Origin of the sequence: Pseudomonas sp. MWU13-2862, assembly GCF_023242495.1 — a bacterium.
Lineage (GTDB): Bacteria > Pseudomonadota > Gammaproteobacteria > Pseudomonadales > Pseudomonadaceae > Aquipseudomonas > Aquipseudomonas gingeri_D.
Genome location: NZ_JALMEZ010000015.1, coordinates 25,003 through 47,677 on the forward strand (window position 1 = coordinate 25,003; position 22,675 = coordinate 47,677).

The 22,675-nt window shown below is 63.7% G+C and carries 18 protein-coding genes; 14 read left to right on the plus strand and 4 right to left on the minus strand.

Annotation, left to right across the window (positions count from 1 at the left end; all coding sequences use genetic code 11):
* The first annotated feature begins 2 nt into the window (after positions 1-2).
* Positions 3-497 carry a GNAT family N-acetyltransferase gene (locus M5C56_RS24710; protein ID WP_103498487.1) on the plus strand — a complete coding sequence of 165 codons (495 nt, stop codon included), beginning with the start codon at positions 3-5 and terminating at the stop codon, positions 495-497.
* On the opposite strand, the gene M5C56_RS24715 is transcribed toward M5C56_RS24710, so the two are convergent.
* Both M5C56_RS24715 and M5C56_RS24720 read right to left on the minus strand, forming a co-directional pair.
* Positions 490-801 carry a hypothetical protein gene (locus M5C56_RS24715; RefSeq protein ID WP_103498488.1) on the minus strand — a complete coding sequence of 104 codons (312 nt, stop codon included), beginning with the start codon at positions 799-801 and terminating at the stop codon, positions 490-492. The genes M5C56_RS24710 and M5C56_RS24715 overlap by 8 nt on opposite strands.
* 198 nt (positions 802-999) lie before the next feature.
* Complete coding sequence (locus tag M5C56_RS24720) at positions 1,000-1,590, minus strand: tail fiber protein (protein WP_103498489.1); 591 nt, start codon at positions 1,588-1,590, stop codon at positions 1,000-1,002.
* Between the two features lie 244 nt (positions 1,591-1,834).
* Here M5C56_RS24720 and M5C56_RS24725 point away from each other — a divergent pair, with 244 nt between their 5' ends.
* The 6 genes from M5C56_RS24725 (at position 1,835) to M5C56_RS24750 (ending at position 14,899) form a co-directional block, all read left to right on the plus strand.
* The gene (locus tag M5C56_RS24725; RefSeq protein ID WP_103498490.1) at positions 1,835-3,430 is read left to right on the plus strand and encodes a glycosyltransferase family 39 protein; all 1,596 of its coding nucleotides are present in this window, start codon (positions 1,835-1,837) and stop codon (positions 3,428-3,430) included.
* Between the two features lie 157 nt (positions 3,431-3,587).
* A complete protein-coding gene (locus M5C56_RS24730) occupies positions 3,588-4,433 on the plus strand; it encodes a sulfotransferase (protein WP_103498491.1) in 846 nt (281 codons plus the stop codon).
* A gap of 119 nt (positions 4,434-4,552) precedes the next feature.
* A complete protein-coding gene (locus M5C56_RS24735; protein ID WP_247263346.1) occupies positions 4,553-11,452 on the plus strand; it encodes an Ig-like domain-containing protein in 6,900 nt (2,299 codons plus the stop codon).
* Positions 11,453-11,545: 93 nt separating this feature from the next.
* The gene (locus tag M5C56_RS24740) at positions 11,546-13,042 is read left to right on the plus strand and encodes a TolC family protein (protein WP_247263360.1); all 1,497 of its coding nucleotides are present in this window, start codon (positions 11,546-11,548) and stop codon (positions 13,040-13,042) included.
* 91 nt (positions 13,043-13,133) lie between these two features.
* A complete protein-coding gene (locus M5C56_RS24745; RefSeq protein ID WP_103496038.1) occupies positions 13,134-13,922 on the plus strand; it encodes an aspartyl/asparaginyl beta-hydroxylase domain-containing protein in 789 nt (262 codons plus the stop codon).
* The gene (locus M5C56_RS24750; protein ID WP_247263347.1) at positions 13,910-14,899 is read left to right on the plus strand and encodes a sulfotransferase family protein; all 990 of its coding nucleotides are present in this window, start codon (positions 13,910-13,912) and stop codon (positions 14,897-14,899) included. The genes M5C56_RS24745 and M5C56_RS24750 overlap by 13 nt, the downstream gene beginning before the upstream one ends.
* 6 nt (positions 14,900-14,905) lie before the next feature.
* Here the strand turns inward: M5C56_RS24750 and M5C56_RS24755 are convergent, their stop codons facing one another.
* Together M5C56_RS24755 and M5C56_RS24760 are read right to left on the minus strand one after the other, a co-directional pair.
* Entirely contained in the window at positions 14,906-15,673 is a 768-nt protein-coding gene (locus M5C56_RS24755; RefSeq protein WP_103496037.1) for a slipin family protein, read from the minus strand.
* A 2-nt stretch (positions 15,674-15,675) separates the two neighbouring features.
* A complete protein-coding gene (locus M5C56_RS24760) occupies positions 15,676-16,257 on the minus strand; it encodes an NfeD family protein (RefSeq protein WP_247263348.1) in 582 nt (193 codons plus the stop codon).
* A gap of 372 nt (positions 16,258-16,629) precedes the next feature.
* Between M5C56_RS24760 and M5C56_RS24765 the strand changes: the two genes are divergently transcribed.
* From M5C56_RS24765 to M5C56_RS24795, 7 genes are all read left to right on the plus strand, one after another.
* On the plus strand, positions 16,630-17,091 hold the full coding sequence (locus tag M5C56_RS24765) for a YbaK/EbsC family protein (RefSeq protein WP_103496035.1): 462 nt from the start codon (positions 16,630-16,632) through the stop codon (positions 17,089-17,091).
* Between the two features lie 108 nt (positions 17,092-17,199).
* On the plus strand, positions 17,200-17,445 hold the full coding sequence (locus tag M5C56_RS24770) for a DUF2789 domain-containing protein (RefSeq protein WP_103496034.1): 246 nt from the start codon (positions 17,200-17,202) through the stop codon (positions 17,443-17,445).
* A gap of 92 nt (positions 17,446-17,537) precedes the next feature.
* Positions 17,538-17,996, plus strand: coding sequence for a MarR family transcriptional regulator (locus M5C56_RS24775; protein ID WP_103496033.1), 459 nt, complete (start codon positions 17,538-17,540; stop codon positions 17,994-17,996).
* On the plus strand, positions 17,993-20,077 hold the full coding sequence (locus tag M5C56_RS24780; protein ID WP_103496032.1) for an FUSC family protein: 2,085 nt from the start codon (positions 17,993-17,995) through the stop codon (positions 20,075-20,077). The genes M5C56_RS24775 and M5C56_RS24780 overlap by 4 nt, the downstream gene beginning before the upstream one ends.
* Complete coding sequence (locus M5C56_RS24785; protein WP_103496031.1) at positions 20,074-20,283, plus strand: DUF1656 domain-containing protein; 210 nt, start codon at positions 20,074-20,076, stop codon at positions 20,281-20,283. Before M5C56_RS24780 ends, M5C56_RS24785 begins: the two co-directional genes overlap by 4 nt.
* Positions 20,280-21,179, plus strand: coding sequence for an HlyD family secretion protein (locus M5C56_RS24790; protein WP_103496030.1), 900 nt, complete (start codon positions 20,280-20,282; stop codon positions 21,177-21,179). Before M5C56_RS24785 ends, M5C56_RS24790 begins: the two co-directional genes overlap by 4 nt.
* Positions 21,176-22,624 (plus strand): efflux transporter outer membrane subunit, encoded by a 1,449-nt coding sequence (locus M5C56_RS24795; RefSeq protein ID WP_103496029.1) that lies wholly within the window; start codon positions 21,176-21,178, stop codon positions 22,622-22,624. The genes M5C56_RS24790 and M5C56_RS24795 overlap by 4 nt, the downstream gene beginning before the upstream one ends.
* Positions 22,625-22,675: the final 51 nt, after the last annotated feature.

Genomic DNA, 22,675 nt, shown 5'->3' on the forward strand with positions numbered 1-22,675 from the left:
CGATGTTGAACAATGCGTCTGCCGCCGGTTTGTCCATGCGGCCCTCACGGCCTACCGATGGGCCTTTTCTGCAGAGTCTCTATAAGTCGGCCCGGCCCGAGTTGCAGTGGATCGACGCCGATCCCGAGGTGGTCGAACAAGTGGTCGCCCAGCAATTCCAGGTGCAGGAGCATGGGATCGGCGAGCACTTCCCCGATGCGATACACTACGTGGTGGAAAAGCTCGACACCCCCATCGGCGTGCTCAGCGCCGACTTCGGCCCCAACGAAATCCGCGTGCTGTACCTGGCGTTTATCCCGGCGGCCCGTGGCCAGGGTTTTGGTCGTAGCGTGCTGCAAGGGGTGCAGAAGGCCGCCGAGCAGGTGCGCTGCCCGGTGGCGACGGTGGTCTGGGCGAGTAATCCCCAGGCGCGCCAGCATTACCTGGCGCTGGGGTTTCGGGTCGAAGAGAGCTCGCCAGGGGCTGAGCGCTTGATCTGGTACCCGGGGTTCAGTTGAAAGCGATATTGAAATAACCCAGGGCCGGATCACGGCCCAGGGGCGGCTCGCGGGACACGAAGACGGCGTCTACGCGGCCCAACTGCGGTAACTCCAGGGCGCACAGGCCGTCGACGAACTCCGTCGGTTCCAGGCTGCGCAACACCACGTTGAAGGGAATCCGGCTGCTTTCCGGCAGACGCGATTGCGGGCGCAGCGCGATCGATTCGATCTCGATCGGCAGCAGGCTGCCGTCGGGCAGGTGCAGCGGGCAGTGCTGTTTCATCAGCAACTGGAAGTGTTCACTTGAAACTTGTTGCAGCATCGATATTCTCCGTCATACGCGGCAAGCATCAGGGCATTTGGCTCAATACCGCTCAATCAAGGCCAAACACGGTCCCTGTAGGAGCAGAGCTTGCTCGCGAAGAGGCCCGTGAGAGCACCAAAAGCTTCGCGGCGGTGCGGCGACCTGACAGGCCCGGCTCCTACAGGTTTTGTGGCGCCTTCAAGCGCGCGTTCCTGATCAGTTACGGGAAGGGAACAGCCCTTGCAGGGCGATGCTGAAGTTCACCACCAGATACGGATTCATCGTTCCCACGGGCACGCCGCTGCCGGGTATGGCCAGGGTTCCGCCGATGGTGGTGGTGGCGCCTTTCAGGGCGACCGGCGAGGTGCCTTGCGCGTCGGAGTAGATCGCGGCCGAGGGCGGCCCGCCAGGGACGGATGCACCGATATAGGCATTGGTGGTGGTCGGTGCGGTGACCGGATTGCTGGCGACGCTCGCCAGGTTGATGGTGGTGCTGACGGTCAGGCCGGTGGTGGGGATCGCTTGCGGCGGCAGGTTGCTGCCCAGGATGGAGACGTGTTCGGTGCCGCTGGCTTCACCCATTACCCGGGTCGTCAGGCCCAGTCCGGTGCCCTGGGCAATGGGCAGGCGGCTTTGCAGGTTGGGCAGGCCGAAGCTCTGCTGGCCATTGCCACCGTAGGTCGTTCCCAACAAGGCGAACAACGCATTGTACTGCTGGATATTGAGCAACTGGCCGTTGCAGAGCGCCCAACCGTTAGGGGCGAAGTTGAAGCCGAACATCTGGATACTGCCGAGAAATACGTCCATAGATCCTTATCCTTCAGCTGTGTGTAAGTGAAGTGCCTTGCCCGTTGGACGGGCTGCGTAGGCCGCCGGTCCGGGTCTGCTGTGCACCGTCCTGAAGCGTAGACGCTGTCCTGGCCAGCGCCGGGTTTTTTGCATGCTCAAGGTCGTGATGGGAACAGTCAGGCAAGGCGGTATCGTTCTAGCCTACAATCACCGCGTCATACCCCCCCAGGCGGGTGCAGTTGTCGATTTCTAGAGGATGGTGATGGGCGTTCCGAGCAATGATGAAGTAGCAAAACGACTTTACGGTCAGCCTGTCACGCATCCGCAATCCCTTGTCCAGTTGCTTCGCGAACCCTGGCTGATAGCCCTCCTGCTATTGGCCGTGGCGTTACGTCTTTATGAACTGACGGCCTCGGCGATCTGGGGCGACGAAGGCTCCAGCCTGCTGCTGGCCCAGTTCCCGCTGGCCGGCATCTGGTCCCATGCGTCCCACGATGTCCATCCGCCGCTGTATTTCATGCTGCTGCATGTCTGGATCGGCCTGTTCGGCGACTCGATCCTGTCGATCCGCATGATGAGTGCGGTGCCCGGGGTGATCACGGTGCTGCTCGGTACCTGGCTGGCGCACCTGGTCGCCAACCGGCGGGTCACGATGCTGACCTGCCTGCTGCTGACCCTGCTGCCCACGGCCGTACGCTACAGCCAGGAAATACGCATGTATTCGCTGATGGGCGTGTGGCTGCTGGGGGCTACCATTGCCCTGGTGTATTGGGTTCGTGAGCCCGCGCGCCAGCGTTATCTGGTGATCTATGCGCTGCTGATGGCGGCCGCCTTCTATACCCACTACTTTTCGGCGTTGTGCGTGTTGTCGCACTGGCTCTATCTGCTGGTGATCCGCCCGCAGCCCGGCAGTGCACACCGTCACATCGCGCGCCGCGAGTGGTGGTTGGCCAATGTGGCGATCGTGCTGTTGTTCCTGCCCTGGCTGCCGGGGCTGATCGACCTGGTGCGGCATATGGAGGAGTTGAAGGTCGGTGGCGATGTCGGCTGGGAGCCGCCGGTCACCTTGCGCTCGCTGCCGTCGATGCTCTGGCAACTGATGGCCCAGGACGACGGCGAAGGCATGCCGCTGTGGCTGTTCGTCACCTTGCCGGGCGTGATGGTGGCCGTGATGACATTCCTCGTCTGGAGTGATCGCAGCCGCTACCGCTTCGACACGCTGCTGGTGATCTACAGCGCCCTGCCATTGCTGCTGGTGTTCGCCATTTCGTTTGCCTCGCCGGTGTTTATCGAGCGTTACCTGACCGTGCCGGCGCTCGGCCTGCCGATTATCCTGGCCCTGGCCATCGACCGCCTGGCGCGGCGCTTCAAGGTCCTGGCCGTGTTGCTGCTGCTGGCGGTCCTGGCGGTGGAGGGCGTGGGCCTGAAGAACAACTACACCGTCGACGCCGGCGATCAGTTCAACAATATGGTCGAGTACATGAACCAGCACACCGTCGCCGGCGACCAGGTGGTGCTGGGCGATATGTTCTGGCTGCTCACCTGGGGCTACTACGACAAGAGCGCCACCGCGCCACGGCTGTACACGCCGCCCACTGCCAAGGGCGTGTCGACCCGACCCAACAACTATGGTTTCGGTACGCTCGTCGATGAAAACGCTGGCGTCTACCTTGATCGCCTGGACGACCTGCCCCAGGGCAATGGCCGGGTCTGGCTGGTGATGAGCCGCGTGGCACCGGATGAATTCCCGTCGATTCCGGACAATTGGCGAAAAATTGACCAGCATGCCGGTGGCGACACCCAGGCGGTTTTATATGAGGTCTGTCACCCTTCGTGTAGTGATGACTCACCGCAATAGGCCTGATTTAGAGCTATAAAGTCGTATTAAAGGCCTATAAACGTCTCTGTTTATGGGTTTTTAGACTTAAAATGTAGATGGTTGATATCAAAATACTACTAGTGTGAAATATTCCCTTTAGGCTACGCTTTGTCCTACAAATGGACTTCCGTCTAGGGTGAAGGGATTGCGTAGTTTTCACTTTGTCTCCGGTTTGCCGCGCTCAGGGTCAACCCTGCTGTCCGCCATTCTTCTCCAGAATCCCCGCTTTCATGCCGGCATGAGCAGCCCGGTCGGCACCCTGTTCAACAGCGTGCTGGAACAGTGCAGTGCCGGCAGCGAGTTCGGCGCGGTGATCGACACCGATATGCGCCGCCGTCTGTTGCGCGGCCTGTTCGAGTCCTATTACGCCGACAAGACCGAGCAATCTGTGGTCTTCGATACCAATCGCCAGTGGTCGGCGCGCCTGCCCGCGCTGATGGACCTGTTCCCCCAGTCCAAGGTCATCGCCTGCGTGCGCAATGTCGCCTGGGTCATGGACAGTCTTGAGCGGCTGTATCGCGCCAACCCCTTCGAGAACACCAAGCTGTTCAACGACGAAGTCGAGCGCAACACCGTCTACAGCCGTTGCGAAACCCTGGCCCAGCGCAATCGCCTGGTGGGGTTCGCCTGGACCGCGCTCAAGGAAGCCTATTACGGCGAACACGCCGACTCCGTGTTGCTGGTCGACTACGACCTGCTGTCCCAGGCGCCGGAGCGGGTGTTGCGGCTGGTCTACGACTTTATTGGCGAGCCCTGGTTCGAGCACGATTTCGACCATCTGGTGTATGACGCTCCGGCATTCGACCAGGCCCTCGGGGTCGCTGGCCTGCACAAGGTCAAGCCCAAGGTGGCCATGGAGCCACGGCGCACGATCCTGCCGCCGGACCTGTTCGAAAAATATGCGCAGTTGTCGTTCTGGAACGATGGTTCAGCCAGCGCCGCCAATGTTATTCGCATGAAAACCAATACCGCGGTCAGTTGATCGCGGCTTTTTATCCCGATAAAAATCCTTTGGGCGCGCAGGTGCTCGAGTGCAGGTGAAGCATGTGGTGGAGCAAACAGAAATCGCGGGCTGAAGGTGTGAGAACCCTGGTTTCACCCATGATCATTCCGCTCGAGCCGCGCATGCTGTTCGACGGTGCCGTGGCCGCCACCGTGGCCGAGGCCGCACAGCCGGCCAATCACGCGACCGCCGATGCGGCGAAGGCGCCGGCCACCGATCATGCGACCGCGCCCGCCGATGCCCACCCGCAATCCGATGCCACGCCGACCCCGGCGCCGGCCGCCGTACCCGGCCAGTCGGTGGTCTTCGTCGACTCCCGGGTCCAGGATTTCAGTGCCCTGCTCAAGGGCGTCGCGCCCGGCACCCAGGTGGTGGTGTTGCAGGCCGGCAAGGACGGCCTGCAACAGATTGCTGATTACCTGGACACCCATCAGGGCGTGAGCACCGTGGAAATCATCGCCCACGGCAACTCGGGCGACCTGTGGCTGGGCAGCACCTACCTTTCGTCGACCAACGTCGCGGCGCGGGCCGACATATTGGCGCGTATCGGCAATGACATGAATGTCGGCGGCGATATCCTGATCTACGCCTGTAATACCGCCGAGGGTGCCACCGGCCTGGGCTTTGTCGACTCTCTGGCGCAATACACCGGGCGCGATATCGCGGCATCGACCAACCGCACTGGCCTGGGGGGCGATTGGACCCTGGAAATCGCCACCGGTACCATCGAAAGCCACAACGTACTGTCGGCCGACGCCATGGCGGCCTACCAGTACGGCCTGTCGACCATTACCGTGACCAGCAACCTTGACAGTGGCGTCGGTTCACTGCGTTCGGCCCTGAGCAGCGCGGTGGCGGGCGATATCGTTACCTTCAACGCCAGCATGACGGTCAACCTGAATTCGCAACTGATCATCAGCAAGAACCTCACCATCGAAGGTGACCTGGACCACAACGGCACACCCGATGTAACCCTCAGCGGGCAATACAAGACCCAGGTGCTCATGGTCAATTCCGGGGTCACCGCGACCCTGGACGGGCTGGTCATTACCCAGGGGTTGGCGGTGGGCAATGGCGCGGCGGCCGGGGTCGACGGCACCGCGGCGATGGGCGGCGGTATTGTCAACGCCGGTAACCTGACCCTGAACAATGTCACGGTGACCAGCAACGCGGCCTCGGGCGGCGGCGGCGGCGGCGGGGTCACGGCGCCCTACGTCGGCGGCGCGGTTGGTGGTGGCGGCGGCGGCGGTGGTGCTCTTGGCGGACAGAATGGTGGTCATGGTGGTAGCTCGGGCTTCGGTACGGGGGTCTATGGCGGTACCTCCGGCACCGCTAACCATGGCGGTACCGGCGGCGGCTACAACCCCAACTACATGGGTGGCAAGGGGGGGAGCAGCACCGGCGGCGCGGGCGGTATAGGCGCCGCCAACTACAGTAACGGTGGGGCCGGCGGCACGGCGAACAACGGCACTATCTCGATTGGCGGTGGTGGCGGCGGTTCCGGCTGGGACAAAGCCGGCCGGGCCGGTGCCTCGGCCAGCGGCGGTATCTACAACGCCAGTACCGGTACCCTGACCATCGTCGGCACTTCGGTGATTTCCGGCAACATCGCGGCTGGCGGCGGTGGTGGTGGCGGCGGTGGCCTGGGCGGCTCCGCCGACTCCGGTGGCGCGGCCGGCAAAGGCGTCGGCGCGATCTGGAACAAAGGCACGTTGTTGATGACCGCCGCCAACTTCGCGGCGATGACCGGCAACGTCGGTGGCAGCGGCTCCGGTGGTCCGGCGCTGGGCGGCGGCAGTACCGGCGCCAGCGTGGCGGCGGTGAACAATATCTTCAACGACGGCGGTACGCTCAACACCGCCTATGCGCCGGCGCCGACCGCGACCATCGTGGTGACCAACACCGCGCAGCATATCGGCAGCACCTCGCTGGTGACCATTACCTTCAACCAGGCAGTGACCGGCTTTACCAGCGCCGACCTGACGATTAGCAACGGTACCCTGGGCACCCTGAATACCAGCGACAACATCACCTACACCGCGACCTTTACACCGAACTCGAGCGTGACCAGCGCCACCAACCATATTGTCCTCGACAATACCGGCGTCACCTCCACGTCGACGGGTACACCGGGAACCGGCACCACCTCGTCCAACAACTATGCCATCGATACCGTGCGTCCGACCGCGACCGTCTCGGTGGTCGCGCCTACGCTGAGCACCACGGTCAACTCGACGGTGAACATTACCTTCAGCGAAGCGGTGAGCAGTTTCAGCCTGGCCGACATGACGGCGTCCAATGGCACCCTGAGCAACCTGACCACCAGCGACAATATCCACTGGACCGCGACCCTGACGCCGAGCGCGAGCAACAACAGCAGCGGCAACGTCATCACCCTGGACAACACCCTCTATACCGATACCGCGACCAACGCCGGTACCGGCACGACCACCTCCAACACCTACGTCGTCGACACCGTGCGACCAACCGCGACCATCGTGGTGTCCGATACAGCGCTGAACATCGGCGGTAACACGTCCCTGGTGACCATTACCTTCAGCGAGGCGGTCACTGGGCTCACGGCCGGCGCTTTCACGGTCGCCGACGGTGCCCTGAGCAACTTGAGCAGCAGTGACGGTGGCACCACCTGGACCGCAACCCTGACGGCAACCCCCGGGGTCACCCATACCGGCGATGTCATTGCCCTGAACAACACCGCGGTCAGTGATGGCGCGGGCAACGCCGGCAGTGGTACCACCAACTCCAACACCTATGCCGTCGATACCCAGCGGCCGAACGCCACCGTCGTGTTCGCCAACACCAACCTGGGCATCGGCCAGACTTCGCTGGTGACCATCACCTTCAGCGAAGCCGTGACCGGTTTCACCAACGCCGACCTGGCGGTGTCCAATGGCACCCTGAGCGCGGTGCAGACCAGTGACGGCGGCGTCACCTGGACCGCGACCTTCACCCCGACGGCGGCGATTGTCAGCGCGAGCAACCACATCACCCTGGACAACACCGGGGTCCAGGACATGGCGGGCAACGCCGGCAGCGGCAGCACCACGTCGAACAACGTGGCCATCGACGGCGTACGCCCGACCTCCACTATCGTTGTGTCGAACAACAACCTGGGTATCGGCAGCACCTCCACGGTGACCATTACCTTCAGCGAGGCGGTGAGCGGTATGGCCCTGGCCGACCTGACGACCGACAACGGTACCCTCAGCGGCCTGAGCACCAGCGACAACATCACCTATACCGCGCTGTTGACGCCGGTGCCGGGTATCACCCAAAACAACAATCACATCGTCCTGGACAACAGCACGGTGATCGACGGTGCCGGTAATAGCGGTGCCGGGACCACCAGTTCGAATGCCTATAACCTCGACAGCACGCGCCCGACTGCAACCATCGTGATGGCCAACCCGACCCTGGCGGCCGGGCAGAGTTCATTGGTGACCATCACCTTCAGCGAGGCGGTGACCGGCTTCGACAACAATGACCTGAGCGTGCCCAACGGCCTCCTGACCGCTGTCAGCACGAGCGACGGTGGCGTCACCTGGACGGCGACCTTCACCCCGACCGACGGCGTTCATGACACCACCAACCTCATTAGCCTGAACAACAGCGGTGTGCAGGATGGAGCGGGCAACGCCGGCACCGGCATCACCAACTCGGGCAACTTCACCATCGACACCGTGCGCCCGACCGCGACCATCGTGGTGGCGGATAACGCCCTGAAGATCGGCGAAACCTCGCTGGTGACCATCACCTTCAGCGAAGCCGTGACCGGCTTCAGCAACGCCGACCTGACGATCAGCAACGGCACATTGACGGGCGTGGCCAGCAACGACGGCGGCATCACCTGGACGGCGACCTTCACCCCGACCAGCAACATCACCCACAGCAGCAACGTGATCGAGCTGAACAACACGCTCGTGGCGAACGCCTCGGGCAATGCCGGCAGCGGTGTTACCGACTCCAACAACTACAGCATCGACACCCAGCGGCCGACGGCGAGCATCGTGGTGGCGAACCCGGCCCTGAATATCGGCGGCACGTCCCAGGTGACCATTACCTTCAGCGAGGCGGTGACCGGTTTCAGCAATGCCGACCTGACGGTCGCTGACGGTACGCTGAGCGCTGTCAGCACCAGCGACGGCGGCATCACCTGGACCGCGACCCTGACACCGAATGCGGCCACGACCCACACCGGCGACGTGATCAGCCTGAATAACACCTTGGTCAGCGATCTCGCCGGCAACGCTGGCGCGGGAACCACCCTGTCCAATACCTATGGTGTCGATACTGTGGCGCCGACCGCGACCATCGTGGTGTCCAACACGGCGCTGAACGTCAACGGTAGCACCTCCCTGGTGACCATCACCTTCAGCGAGACGGTCAACAATCTCACCGCCGGCGCGTTAACTGTCGCCGATGGCAGTCTGAGCAACCTGGTCCAGGTCGATGGCACCCACTGGACCGCGACCCTGACCGCGAATCCTGGGGTGACCCATACCGGCGATGTCATCACCTTGAACAACACCCTGTTCAGCGACAGCGCAAGCAATGCTGGTAGCGGTACCACTACCTCCAATACATACGCCATCGATACCCAACGCCCAACGGCCACTATCGTGGTCGCCAACAGTGCACTGAGCATCGGCCAGACCTCCCTGGTGACCATTACCTTCAGCGAGGCGGTCAGCGGGCTCACAACCGCCGCGTTCAGCGTCGCCGACGGCACCCTGAGCGGTTTGAGCAGCGGTGACGGCGGGATTACCTGGACCGCGACCCTGACCGCGACCGCCGGGGTGACTCATACCGGCGATATCATTACCCTGAACAATGCGGCCGTCAGTGACGGCGCGGGCAACGCCGGCAGCGGCAGCACCGACTCCAACACCTATAGCGTCGACACCCAGCGGCCGACGGCGAGCATCGTGGTCAACAACAGCCTGAAGATCGGCGGTACCTCGCTGGTGACCATCACCTTCAGCGAGGCGGTGACCGGTTTCAGCAATGCCGATCTGACGGTCGCCGACGGTACGCTGAGCGCGGTCAGTTCCAGCGACGGCGGCATCACCTGGACCGCGATCCTGACGCCGAATGCGGCCACGACCCACACCGGCGACGTGATCAGCCTGAATAACACCTTGGTCAGTGATCTCGCCGGCAATGCTGGCGCGGGCACCACTCTGTCCAATACCTATGGCGTCGATACCGTGGCGCCGACGGCCTCGGTGGTGATCGATCATTCGGCCCTGAATATCGGTCAGACCGCCGGGGTGACCATTACCTTCAGCGAGGCGGTGACCGGTTTCAGCAATGCCGACCTGACCGTCGCCAACGGCACGCTGAGCACGATGAGCAGCAGCGATGGCGGTATCACCTGGACCGGGACTTTTACCCCGACCAGCAATATCGCCCATGCCAGCAACGTGATCAGCCTCAACAACACGACTTACATGGACCTTGCCGGCAACGCCGGGACGGGTACCACCGACTCCAACAACTACGCTATCGATACCCAGCGTCCGACGGCGAGCATCGTGGTCGCCAACAGCGCGCTGAACATCGGCCAGACCTCCCTGGTGACCATTACCTTCAGCGAGGCGGTCAGCGGGCTCACAACCGCCGCGTTCAGCGTCGCCGACGGCACCCTGAGCGGTTTGAGCAGCGGTGACGGCGGGATTACCTGGACCGCAACCCTGACCGCGACCGCCGGGGTGACTCATACCGGCGATATCATTACCCTGAACAATGCGGCCGTCAGTGACGGCGCGGGCAACGCCGGCAGCGGCAGCACCCAGTCCAACACCTATAGTGTCGACACCCAGCGTCCGACCGCGACCATCTCCGTGGCGAACAACAACCTGGGTATCGGCCAGACCACCACGGTGACCATCGCCTTCAGCGAAGTGGTGACCGGCTTCAACCTGTCCGAGCTCAGTGTCCCCAACGGCACCCTGTCCAACCTGGCCAGCGCCGATGGCGGCAAGACCTGGACCGCGACCCTGACCCCGACGGCGGCCGTCACCGATGCCACCAACCTGATCGTGCTGGACACCAGCCTGGTCAGTGATACCGCCGGCAATGCCGGGGCGAGCATCGCGATTTCCAACAATTACGCGCTTGATGCCATTCGGCCAACGGCGACCATCAGCGTTGCCAACCCGAACCTGACCACCGGCCAGACCACCGTGGTGACCTTCACCTTCAGCGAGAAAGTCAGCAACTTCGACCTCTCGGAGCTGAGCGTGGCCAACGGCGTGCTGTCCAATCTGGCCACCCGCGATGGCGGCAAGACCTGGACCGCGACCCTGACCCCGACGGCGAACGTCACCGACCCGAGCAACTTCATCACCCTGGACAACAGCCTGGTCACGGACCTGGCCGGCAACGCCGGGACCGGCTTCGCCAACTCCAACAACTTTGCGGTCAACACGGTCGCGTTGGGCGGCGATCCGCAGTTCCGCGTGGACACGCCCGTGGTGCGGCCGGATGCGCCGAACCCACCGCTGCAGCCACAGATCAGCGTCGCCCCGACCGGCAACCTCGGCTCGCCGCTGGGCTTCCCGCCGTTGTTCGAACAGCGTAGCTCGGGAGATGGCCTGCCACCGCTGGGCAATATCTTTATCAACCCGAACGTGCTGGCACCGAGCTATATCGCCCAGGTGTTCAGTACCGACAGCGGTACCACGGGCAGTACCAGTGGTTTCCTCGGTTTTGGCGGCGGCGATGGCGGGGTGTTCGGCAGCAGTACCGTGTCGGGCATCTTCAGCCGCGAATCGGGCAACAGCGACACCTCCACCAGCCAGGTCTTCGACCGCAACGGCAAGGGGCTGGGCGACCCGGCCCAGGGCGCGCGCGGTATTTTCGGCGCGCCGACCCTGGGGCAGCAATTGCAGAAAATCAAAGACAGTGAGCAGAAACAGCTGCATGAACTAGCCTGGGCATTGGAACAAGTCGGCATCAGCGAAATGTCGGCCTGAGCACTATTGGGAAGCTGCGCCGACGCTGGTCGGCGCCTATAAAAAAGAATGCAGTAGTCAGGGGCGGTGCAAGGGATGAGAAGAAGTCATAAGTTGTTCAGCGTCAGCTTGCTGGCGCTGGTAGTCAGTGGTTGTGCCGTCACCAGCGAGCCGATCGATCGTAGTGTCAGTGAACAACGTGCCAAGAGCGATATGCAGACCATGTTCAAGGATCAGGAGCCGTTGAACGGCCCGCTGACCTTGCACCAGGCCATGGCCCGCGCGGTGAAGTACAACCTCGAAGGCCGGCTCAAGATCATGGAGGAGGCCCTGGCCAAACGCCAACTCGACCTCGCCAGCTTCGACATGCTGCCACGCATGGCATTGTCCGCCGGCTACGTCGGGCGTAACAACGTCAGCGCTTCCAGCAGCGAGAGCGTCCAGACCGGTAGCACGTCCCTGGTCCCTTCGACCTCCCAGGATCGCGACCGTCGTGTCGGCGACCTGACCATGGTCTGGAACGTGCTCGACTTCGGCGTGAGCTATATCAACGCCAAGCAGCAGGGTGACCAACGCCTGATCGTCCAGGAACGCCGGCGCAAGGTGGTCAACACCATCGTCCAGGACGTGCGTTCGGCCTACTGGCGCGCCGTGGCCGCCGAGCGCCTGCTCAAGCAGATCGACAGCCTGATGGCACGGGTCGAGCAGGCCCAGGGCAACAGCGAGAAAATGAGCGACCAGCGTATCGGTGACCCGGTCCAGGCCCTGGGTTACCAGCGCGCTTTGATCGTCGCCACGCGCCAGTTGGAAGAACAACGCAAGGCGCTGACCCTGGCCAAGACCGAGCTGGCGACCCTGATCAACCTGCCCATGGGCACCGAGCTGACCCTGGCGACCCCGGAAAACTACGAGATTCCGCAACTCAAGGTCGACATGGGCAAGCTGGAGCAGGAAGCCCTGGCCAACCGTCCGGAACTGCGCGAGCAGGACTACCAGACCCGCATCAGCGCCAACGAAACCCGCAAGGCCATGCTGCGCCTGCTGCCGGGCCTGGAATTCTCCGCCGGTGGCCATTACGACAGCAACTCCTTCCTGGTCAACGACAAGTGGGCCGACTACGGCGTCAAGGTCACCTGGAACCTGTTCAACGTGATCTCCGCCCCGGCGGCCATCGACGTCGCCAAGGCCGGTGAAGAAGTCGCCACGGCACGCCGCCAGGCCATGTCCATCGCGGTGCTGGCCCAGCTCTACGTGGCCAATGCCAACTTCAACGAAGCCGTGCGCCAGTTCAAGACCAGCCAGCAACTGTCGAATATTGACGGGCAGATCGCCGGTCAGTTGCGCAACCGCTACAAGGCTGCGGGGCTCGGTGAACTGGACCTGATCCAGGGCGAGCTCAACACCTTGCAGGCCGACCTGCGCCGCGACCTGGCCTATGCCGATCTGCGCAACGCCTATGGGCAGATCTTTGCCAGTGCCGGGCTTGATCCGCTGCCGCCGGAAGTGTCTTCGACCAAGATCCAGGCGATTGCCGGGGCCTTGGCCACCCGTGAATCCGACTGGGCCGCGGGCAAGATCGATGACCCTGTGAGGCCTGCTCAAGCGAAATGACCGACCTGTCCACGGGGTCCATCAGCGCCAGCCGGCGAGAGGCCTGTGTCGAACACTTGCTCGACAGGCTGGGCGCGGGCGGAGTGATTCCTTGAGCCGGCCGGCGTTTTCCCGCCTGCCGGTCGCCGTGGACCTGCCGCTGCTGCGCCAGGCCCTGGCGCAGGTGGGCGACAGCGCCTGGGTAGCGCATTTCAATCGCGATTATTTCACCGGCGAGTGGAGCGGGGTAGCGTTGGTGTCCGCCAACGATGCCCCGGGCGAACTGGCGCCGGGCAAGGGCGAGGCGGTTGCGCGCAAGCCTTGGCTGGAGGACTCGCGCTGGTCCTATGGCTTGCAGGGCCTGCCGTTGGAAATCCGCTCGGCGCGCCTGTTGCGGCTGGGGCCGGGTGGGCGAATTCATGAACACCGTGATTACGACCTCAGTCCTCCGGACGCCGACCGGCGCCTGCATATTCCCCTGCTCAGCCCGCCCGACGTGGAGTTCATGCTCGACGGGCAGTGCATTCCCATGAGGGCCGGCGAGTGCTGGTTTCTCGATCTGGCGCGGCCCCACAGCGTCGACAACTGGGGCGATAGCGAGCGGGTTCATCTGGTGCTCGACTGTCGCCCAAGTGCCTGGCTGGAACAGCAGATCGCCGCGGGCCTGCCGAGTACTCCGGCGCCCGGCCTGGGGCGGGCGGCCATGGGGCTCGAACAATTTCGCCAATGGCTGGAGCGTGACCCGCAACTGTGCCGTGAGCTGCAAGTGCAAACCGACAGCGAGGCTTTTATCGCCCGGACCCTGGAGCGGGCCGCCGCCCATGGCTTGCACTTCGCCCATGAGGACCTGCGCGCGGCCATGACCCGGGGCCGGCGTTGGAATCCACCATGGACGGCCTGAAGGACTGGTTGCCGATTCGCGTCTGGCGCGAAGACGCCTATTGGCGTGTCGATTGGTGCTGGTTCGGCGAGCGTCGTCTGGATCTGCCGTTCTTTGGCGATTCGGTGGACGCGGCCCTGCAACTGCCGTTCAACCAGGTCTTTCGGCGTGAGACACCGCTGGCGGTGCTCAGCGAGTGGCAATTGCCGGCGGTGGCGCCGAGCGCCTTTATCTATCACGCCTCGCGCTGTGGTTCGACGCTGATCGGTCAGATGCTGGCGCAGTTGGACAGCCATATCGTAATCAGCGAGCCGCCGCCCCTCGACCGCCTGTTGCGTGATGACCTCGATCCGCAGGGGCGGCGCGCGGCCCTGCAGGGCTTGTTGGCGGCTTACGGTCAGCGCCGCAGCGGCAGTGAGCAGGCCCTGGTGATCAAGCTGGACGCCTGGAATATCGGCGAGTTACCGTTGTTGCGCGAGTGTTTTCCCGAGACGCCCTGGTTGTTCCTGTACCGCGATCCGCTGGAAATCGCCGTGTCCCATGTGCGTCGAGCCGGACTGCATATGGTGCCGGGGATGATCGGCCATAGCGTGTTGGACACCCCGGGGCAGGATGATTCGCGGGAGGATTATATCGCTGCGCGCATCGGGCGGATCCTTCAGAAGGGTTGGGAGCACTGCGTGGCTTTTGGCGGTTTGCCGGTCAACTACAGCGAGTTGCCGGGGGCGCTGGAAGGGCATCTGGGGGCGTTCTTCGGACTCGACGCGGAGCAACGCGACCAGGTGTTTTCCGTGGCCCGACAACACGCCAAGCAGCCAGACCAGGTGTTTGTGCCGGATAGCCAGGACAAGCACCGGGAGGCATCGGAGCGGCTCAAGGAGCGGGTGGCGTTCTGGGCCGAGGGGCCTTATCAGGCATTGGAAACCTTGCGGGCCGAACGCAATCCTCCAGGAACATCCGGCCGTCTCTTGATCGCGCGCAATGGACGTCAACGCTAACGCGCGTCAGGTCTTATCTTTCTGTGACAGATCCGCCATCCCCTTCAACAACTCGATCGGCAACGGAAACACGATGGTCGAACTCTTGTCCCCGGCAATCGACGACAACGTCTGCATATACCGCAACTGCATGGCCCCCGGCTGGCGCCCGAGCATTTCGGCGGCCTGCATCAATTTTTCGGAGGCCTGCAATTCCCCTTCGGCGTGAATCACCTTGGCCCGCCGTTCCCGTTCGGCCTCGGCCTGCTTGGCGATGGCGCGGATCATCGACTCGTTGAGGTCCACATGCTTGATCTCGACGTTGGCCACCTTGATCCCCCAGGCATCGGTCTGGGCATCGAGCACCTGCTGGACATCGGAATTGAGTTTTTCCCGCTCGGCCAGCAGCTCATCCAGTTCGTGTTTGCCCAGCACCGCGCGCAACGTGGTCTGCGCCAGCTGGCTGGTGGCGGCGAGAAAATTCTCCACCTGGATAATCGCCTTCTGCGGGTCGAGCACGCGGAAATACAGCACCGCATTGACCTTGACCGAGACGTTGTCGCGGGTGATCACGTCTTGCGGCGGGACATCGTGGACCACGGTGCGCAGGTCCACCCGGACCATCTGCTGCACTAGCGGAATCAAGATGATCAGCCCCGGTCCCTTGACCTGCCAGAAGCGCCCGAGCTGGAACACCACGCCGCGTTCGTATTCGCGCAGGATGCGAAAGGTCGATGCCAGCAGCATCAGCAGCAGAAGCGCGAGCAGCGCGCCGGAGCCCAATTGCAGGACCATGATCAATCTCCTCGCCTTGGCGGGTCGTCAACGGCTTTCACTTCCAGGAGCAGGCCCTTGCGTGCGATGACCCGGACCTGTTGGCCGGGATGCAGCGGCGTGGGGCTGAGGACCTGCCAGTTTTCGCCTTGCAGTTGCACCCAACCGGCATAGGCATCGCCGGCTTTCAGGGCGGTCACCGGGGTCAGGCTGCCTTCCAGTCCGGCGTCGCCGCTGACCACCTGGCGCTGGCGGGCCTTGAGGGCCGCGACGATCAAGCCGACCAGCAGGAGCAGCCCGATCAGCATCAGGGTGAGTTTCAACGGCCGTGCGGTGTTGTCGTCGAACAGCTGTGGGTCGAACAGGACCAATGTGCCCGCCACGACGGCGACCAGGCCACCGAAGCCGATCACGCCGAAGCTGGGCAGGAGCGTCTCAGCGACGATCAGGGCGATACCCAGCAGGATCAGCCCGGAACCGGAGTCGTCGAGGGGCAATACGATCAGGGTCACGACGGAGTCGGCGCCTTCGGCAAGCTGGTGCCCGACGGGCCAGACGATCAGCCACCCGATCAACAACCAACGCCACCAGCAACGACCGCTCACTTGCATTCTCCGCGAGTTCGTTACCCCCATTAAGAAGCTTAGTCGAGCTCTGGCGACCCACCGGATAAACGCAGGCTTAGAGCCCCACGGAGCCTGTAGGAGCAGGGCTTGCCCGCGAAGCTTTTAGCGATCTCAAGGACCCTTTCGCGGGCAAGCCCTGCTCCTACAGGTTCCGTGTCGGTTCAAGATTCCGCGTATGGCCGAATTTGTGGACTCGAAGCTTTAGACCCGACTCGACTATCGAGGACCTGTGATAGCGAGAACGGTTACTGACGTTAAGCCGACGCTCCACGGCGAACTGCCTAGACTCTTACTCAAGGAATGCAGCAAACCCATCGCCCTGGGGCATTCGACAGGGCCCGGAGGTGCATCATGCGCATGGCAAAAACCGTGCAGCGCAGCCTGGAACAGGCGCGCTGCGAATTCGACATCGTCGCTCATCCGCATTCGTCCAGCAGCCTGGAAACCGCCCGCCTGGCGGGGATCCCGGCCGAACGCATGGCCAAATCGGTGGTGCTCGACGACCAGCACGGCCACTACCTGATGGCGGTCCTGCCCGCCAGCCAGCACCTGGACCTGAGCAAGGTCCGTGGCGCCAGTACCTGGCAGATCACCCGGGAAAGCACCCTGGCCTATCTGTTCCAGGATTGCGAACGCGGGGCGGTGCCGGCGCTGGGTGAGTCCTATGGCTTGAAGATGGTGGTCGACCCGCAACTGACCCGCCAGCACGACATCTACCTGGAAGCCGGCAACCACCACAACCTGGTGCATATGCAGATGGACCAGTACCTGAAGCTGGTGCCCCATGCCGAGGTGTGCGAGGTCTGTCACTGACCCCGGGCGCTGTCCGTTCTCCACTCACGCGGTGCTTCACAGCGGGAACGTGCTTGCTCGCGAAGCTGTCTGACCAGCATCGCCCTTTTCCTTGTACCGGAGACCTCCATGGAATCACCCAATCACAGCCTGCCGTCCCTGTTCAAGCAACTGGGCCTGCCCGATGACCCGGTCAGCATCGACCGCTTTATCGCCACCCACTCGCCGCTCAAGCCGGAGCTGCATCTGGCGGACGCGTTTTTCTGGAGCAAGAGCCAGGCGGACTTTTTGCGGAGCGAGATTCTCGACGATGCCGACTGGGCGGAAGTGGTGGATCAGTTGGATGTGTTGTTGAGGAAGGGGAGAGGGGTTTAATCCACGGCATGAAGTAATTGTTTCAAAACTTGACGAGCCCCCAACTGATGCGAGATATTGATAGTTAGCAAACTAACAATGCGAATCTCCCCGTGTCCAAGCACCTCGAACAGCTGCACAAGCACATCAGTGCCGGCCTCGTCGTCGCCTCGCGCCATTGGCGCCGGGTGTGCCAGACCACGCTGGTCAACTATGGGATCTCCGAAGCCTGCGCCATGCCGTTGCTGCTGGTCGGGCGCATGGGGCCGGGCGTGCGCCAGGTCACCGTGGCCCACGAAGCCGGAATGGAAAGCCCGTCGCTGGTGCGCCTGCTCGACCAGTTGTGCAATGCCGGCTATGTGCTGCGCAGCGAAGACCCGAGTGACCGCCGGGCCAAATGCCTGAGCCTGACCGAGGCCGGCGAGCACTTGATGCAGGACATCGAAATTCAGTTGATCCGCCTGCGTAGTGAAGTGCTCGACGGCATCGCTCCGGCTGATCTGGAAGCGGCGCTACGAGTCATCCGCGCGTTCGAAGCGGCCGGGCAGAACCTGGGAGTGGCGAATCCGTGAACGGTTTCTGGACCGGCATGCCCCCCGCCCGCGACTGGTTCTACGGTGTACGGACCTTCGCCGCCTCGATGATCGCGCTGTATATCGCCTTGCTGATGGAAATGCCGCGCCCGTATTGGGCCATGGCCACCGTCTACATCGTCTCCAGCCCCTTTGTCGGTCCCACCAGCTCCAAGGCCCTGTACCGCGCGGTCGGTACTTTTCTCGGCGCCTCGGCGGCGGTGCTGTTCGTCCCGCTGTTCGTGCAGACACCCTATCTGCTGGTGGTGGCGATCGCGCTCTGGACCGGCATCCTGCTATTTCTCTCGCTGCACCTGCGCACCGCCAACAGCTACGCGCTGATGCTCGCCGGCTACACCATGCCGATGATCGCCCTGCCGGTGGTCGACAACCCGCTGGGGGTGTTCGATGTGGCGGTGTCGCGGACCGAGGAGATCTTTCTCGGCATCGCCGTGGCGGCGGTGGTCGGCAGCATGTTCTGGCCCCGGCGCCTGGCCCCGGTGTTTATCGACGCGGCGGGCAAATGGTTCGGCGATGCCTCGACCTACAGCCTGCGTTTCCTTTCGCGCAACGTGCAGGCCGATGAAGTCAGCGCGCTGCGCTCGGCGATGGTGGCGACCTTCAACAGCCTCGAATTGATGATCGGCCAGTTGCCCCACGAAGGTGCCCGGCCGCAGACCGTGCGCAACACCAAGGAGTTGCGCGGGCGGATGATTCACCTGTTGCCGGTGGTCGATGCCCTGGACGATGCTCTTTACGCGATGGAGCGGCGCACGCCGGAGCTGGTGGCGCGTTTCGAACCCTTGCTCGTGGCCACCCGCGAATGGTTGGAAAGCACCACAAAAGGAGCGCCGGTTGAACGCTGGCAAAGCCTGCGGGCCGAGATCGAGAGCCTGCAACCGAGCCCGCTCGAGCTGGATGACCGACGCCAGTTGCTGTTCTCCAACGCCCTCTACCGCCTCGGCGAATGGATTGACCTGTGGCAGGACCTGCGCAGCCTGCAATATGCCATCCAGTGCGAAAGCCAGGACAGCTGGCGCGCGGTCTACCGCCACTGGCGCCTGGGCCGCCTGACGCCGTTTCTCGACCGTGGCCTGATGCTCTATTCGGCGGGCTCGACGGTGCTGGCGATCATCGTCGCTTCGGTGCTGTGGATCCTGCTCGGCTGGACCGACGGGGCCAGCGCGGTGATCCTCGCGGCGGTGGCCTGCAGCTTTTTCGCGGCGATGGACGACCCGGCGCCACAGATCTACCGGTTCTTTTTCTGGACCGCGATGTCGGTGATTTTCGCCAGCCTCTACCTGTTCGTGGTGCTACCCAACCTGCACGATTTCCCGATGCTGGTGCTGGCCTTCGCCGTGCCCTTTATCTGCGTCGGCACCCTCACCGTGCAGCCGCGTTTCTACCTGGGCACCTTGCTGACCATCGTCAACACCTCGTCCTTTATCAGCATTTCAGGGGCCTATGACGCGGACTTCCTGAACTTTTCCAACGCCAACCTGGCCGGTCCCGTGGGCCTGCTGTTCGCTTTTGTCTGGACCCTGGTGGCGCGGCCTTTCGGCGCCGAGCTGGCGGCCAAGCGCCTGACCCGTTTCAGCTGGCACGACATCGTCGGGCTGACCGAGCCGGCGACCCTGGCCGAACACCGGCACCTGGGTGCGCAGATGCTCGACCGGCTGATGCAGCACCTGCCGCGCCTGGCCATGACCGGCCAGGACACCGGCGCGGCGCTGCGCGAATTGCGGGTCGCGCTCAACCTGCTCGACCTGCTGGCCTACACCCCGCGGGTGCTGGGGGTGGCGAATGTGCTGCTCAAACAGGTGGTGGAAGAGGTCGGCGAGTACTTCCGCGCCTGCCTCGAGGCCCGCGAGCGCCTGCCGGCTCCAGCGCCTTTGCTGATGACGATGGACCGCACGCGCCGGGCCTTGAGTTCCCAGGGCCTGGACGATGGCGAAACCCGCCTGCACCTGTTGCACGCCTTGAGTGGCCTGCGCCTGGCGTTGTTGCCCGGCGTCGAGTTTGTCGATAGCGGCGATCAGCCGGAGAGCGTTCCGTATGGGATCAATGGAGTGCCGTTATGATCGGTGAGCTGGATATCAGCGGGGTGTTCCTGCCCACGCTGCTGGTGCTGATGGGCATTACGTATGCGCTGTACCTGGTGGTGCACGGGCTGTTGACGCGCGTCCACTTCTACCGCCTGGTCTGGCACCGGGCCTTGTTCAACGTCGGTCTCTACGCTTTGTTGCTGGGCGTTGTGGATTCGTTCAGTCGATACCTGATGACATGAAAAAACCTCTTTTGACCATTGGCCGTGTAGTCCTGACTTTGCTGGTGGTGATCTTCGCCTGCCTGGTGGTCTGGCGCATGGTGATGTACTACATGTTCGCGCCCTGGACCCGGGACGGGCATATCCGTGCCGATATCGTGCAGATCGCCCCGGACGTGTCCGGCCTGATCCAGCAGGTGCAGGTGCGCGACAACCAGCCGGTGAGCCGCGGCCAGGTGCTGTTCAGCATCGACCAGGATCGCTTCAAGCTGGCGCTGCGCCAGGCCAAGGCCGCCGTGGCCGACCGCCAGGAAACCCTGGCCCAGGCCCAGCGCGAGAACAAGCGCAACCGGGGTTTGGGCAACCTGGTGGCCGGTGAGCAACTGGAAGAAAGCCAGTCGCGGGTCGCCCGTGCCGAGCTGGCCCTGGCCGAAGCCCAGGTGGCGGTGGACGCCGCGCAGTTGAACCTCGATCGTTCGGTGATTCGCAGTCCGGTGGACGGCTACATCAACGACCGCGCGCCCCGTGAGCGGGAGTTCGTCACGGCCGGCCGGCCGGTGCTGGCGGTGGTGGACAGCAGCTCCTTCCATATCGACGGTTATTTCGAGGAAACCAAGCTCGACGGCATTCATGTCGGCCAGGCCGTGGACATCCGGGTGATCGGTGACAACGCGCGGTTGCGCGGGCATGTGGAAAGCATCGTCGCCGGGATCGAGGACCGTGACCGCACCAGCGGCACGAACCTGCTGCCCAACGTCAACCCGGCGTTCAGCTGGGTGCGCCTGGCCCAGCGGATTCCGGTGCGCATCGCCTTCGACGACGTGCCGGCGGACTTCCGCATGATCGCCGGACGCACGGCCACGGTGTCGATCATCGATGACGCCAAGGCCGCGCCGAAGAAAGAGGCTGCGCAATGAAACCGCTGGCGCAAGTCGCGACCCTGGGCCTTGGCCTGATGCTGTCGGCGTGCTCGATGGTCGGCCCGGATTATCACCTGCCGGCCGACTCGGCGATGCAACGCAAGGACCTGCAAGGGAATATCGCCGGTGAAGGTGACAATGTGGTGTCGGCGCCGGTGCCGACCGATTGGTGGCGGCTGTACCAGGACCCGCGCCTGGACGAGCTGGTACGCCAGGCCCTGGCGTCCAACACCGATCTGCGTGTGGCGGCGGCTAGCCTGTCACGGGCCCGGGCCCAGGTGGAAGAGGCCGAGGCGGCCGGCGGTTTCAGTGCCGGGGTGAAAGCCGGGGCCCAGCGCTTGCAGGAGTCCGGCCAGGCCTTCCTGCTGCCGGAAAAGGTCCCGGTGGCCAATATCGGTGAAATCGCGCTTTCCGCGTCCTATCAGTTCGACCTGTGGGGCACCTTGCAGCGCGGCATCGAGGCGGCCAAAGCCAATGCCGACGCTACCCAGGCGGCGGGCGATGTGGCCCGTATCACCCTGGTGGCGGATGTGGTGCGCTCCTACACCCAGGTTTGTGCGGCCAACGAAGAGCGCGGGATTGCCGAGGAGTCCCTCGCGCTGCAATCCCAGAGCACCGAGCTGACCAAGCGTCTGCGCGATGCCGGGCGTGGCGACGAAACCCAGGTCACCCGTTCCCAGACCCAATTCAAATCCCTGCGCGCCGAACTGCCGCGCTACCAGGCCGCGCGCCAGGCCGGTTTGTATCGCCTGTCGATGCTGTTGGCCAAACCCCTGGACCAACTGCCGGCGGGCGTCGCTGATTGCGCCGCGCTGCCGCATATCACTCAATTGTTGCCGGTGGGCGACGGTGCCGAGTTGCTCAAGCGCCGTCCGGATATCCGCCAGGCCGAACGCCGGCTCGCGGCAGCGACGGCCAGCATCGGCGTGGCCACGGGCGAGCTGTACCCGAACATCAGCATCGGTGCCACGGTGGGGACGGTCGGTATTCTCAAGGATCTGGGCGATCCGTCGACCAACCGTTGGGGCTTCGGCCCGGCGATCAGTTGGACCGTGCCGACCAACGGCGCCCGTGCCCGCATCCGCGAAGCCGAGGCCGGTACCCAGGGTGCCCTGGCGCACTTCGACGGTGTGGTGCTCAATGCCATCCGCGAAACCCAGACCAGCCTGGCCCAGTACACCGCGCAGCTTGATCGCCGCGATGCCCTGGCCGATGCGGGGAACTCGGCCAAGCTCGCCGCGGACCAGACGCACCGCTTCTTCAAGGCCGGTCGCGCCTCGTTCCTCGCCGACCTGCAGGCGACCCGCACCTACACCGATGTGCGCGCCCAACTGGCCTCGGCCAATACCCAGGTCGCGATGAGCCAGATCGATTTGTTCCTGGCCCTGGGCGGCGGTTGGGAAAGCGGACGAACGCCACCTGCCGAACACGCGAAACCCTGAGTCCGTTGCTATGCTTTGAACTATCGGCTGGTCGCCGCTGGTGGGGAGCGC

Excerpts from the sequence above, each read along its gene's own strand:
- M5C56_RS24735 (WP_247263346.1), top strand. The coding sequence starts at position 4,553 with ATGATCATTCCGCTCGAGCCGCGCATGCTGTTCGACGGTGCCGTGGCC.
- M5C56_RS24765 (WP_103496035.1), top strand. The coding sequence starts at position 16,630 with ATGCGCATGGCAAAAACCGTGCAGCGCAGCCTGGAACAGGCGCGCTGC.
- M5C56_RS24715 (WP_103498488.1), bottom strand. The coding sequence starts at position 801 with ATGCTGCAACAAGTTTCAAGTGAACACTTCCAGTTGCTGATGAAACAG.
- M5C56_RS24790 (WP_103496030.1), top strand. The coding sequence starts at position 20,280 with ATGAAAAAACCTCTTTTGACCATTGGCCGTGTAGTCCTGACTTTGCTG.
- M5C56_RS24710 (WP_103498487.1), top strand. The coding sequence starts at position 3 with ATGTTGAACAATGCGTCTGCCGCCGGTTTGTCCATGCGGCCCTCACGG.
- M5C56_RS24725 (WP_103498490.1), top strand. The coding sequence starts at position 1,835 with ATGGGCGTTCCGAGCAATGATGAAGTAGCAAAACGACTTTACGGTCAG.
- M5C56_RS24720 (WP_103498489.1), bottom strand. The coding sequence starts at position 1,590 with ATGGACGTATTTCTCGGCAGTATCCAGATGTTCGGCTTCAACTTCGCC.
- M5C56_RS24750 (WP_247263347.1), top strand. The coding sequence starts at position 13,910 with ATGGACGGCCTGAAGGACTGGTTGCCGATTCGCGTCTGGCGCGAAGAC.
- M5C56_RS24795 (WP_103496029.1), top strand. The coding sequence starts at position 21,176 with ATGAAACCGCTGGCGCAAGTCGCGACCCTGGGCCTTGGCCTGATGCTG.
- M5C56_RS24770 (WP_103496034.1), top strand. The coding sequence starts at position 17,200 with ATGGAATCACCCAATCACAGCCTGCCGTCCCTGTTCAAGCAACTGGGC.
- M5C56_RS24785 (WP_103496031.1), top strand. The coding sequence starts at position 20,074 with ATGATCGGTGAGCTGGATATCAGCGGGGTGTTCCTGCCCACGCTGCTG.
- M5C56_RS24755 (WP_103496037.1), bottom strand. The coding sequence starts at position 15,673 with ATGGTCCTGCAATTGGGCTCCGGCGCGCTGCTCGCGCTTCTGCTGCTG.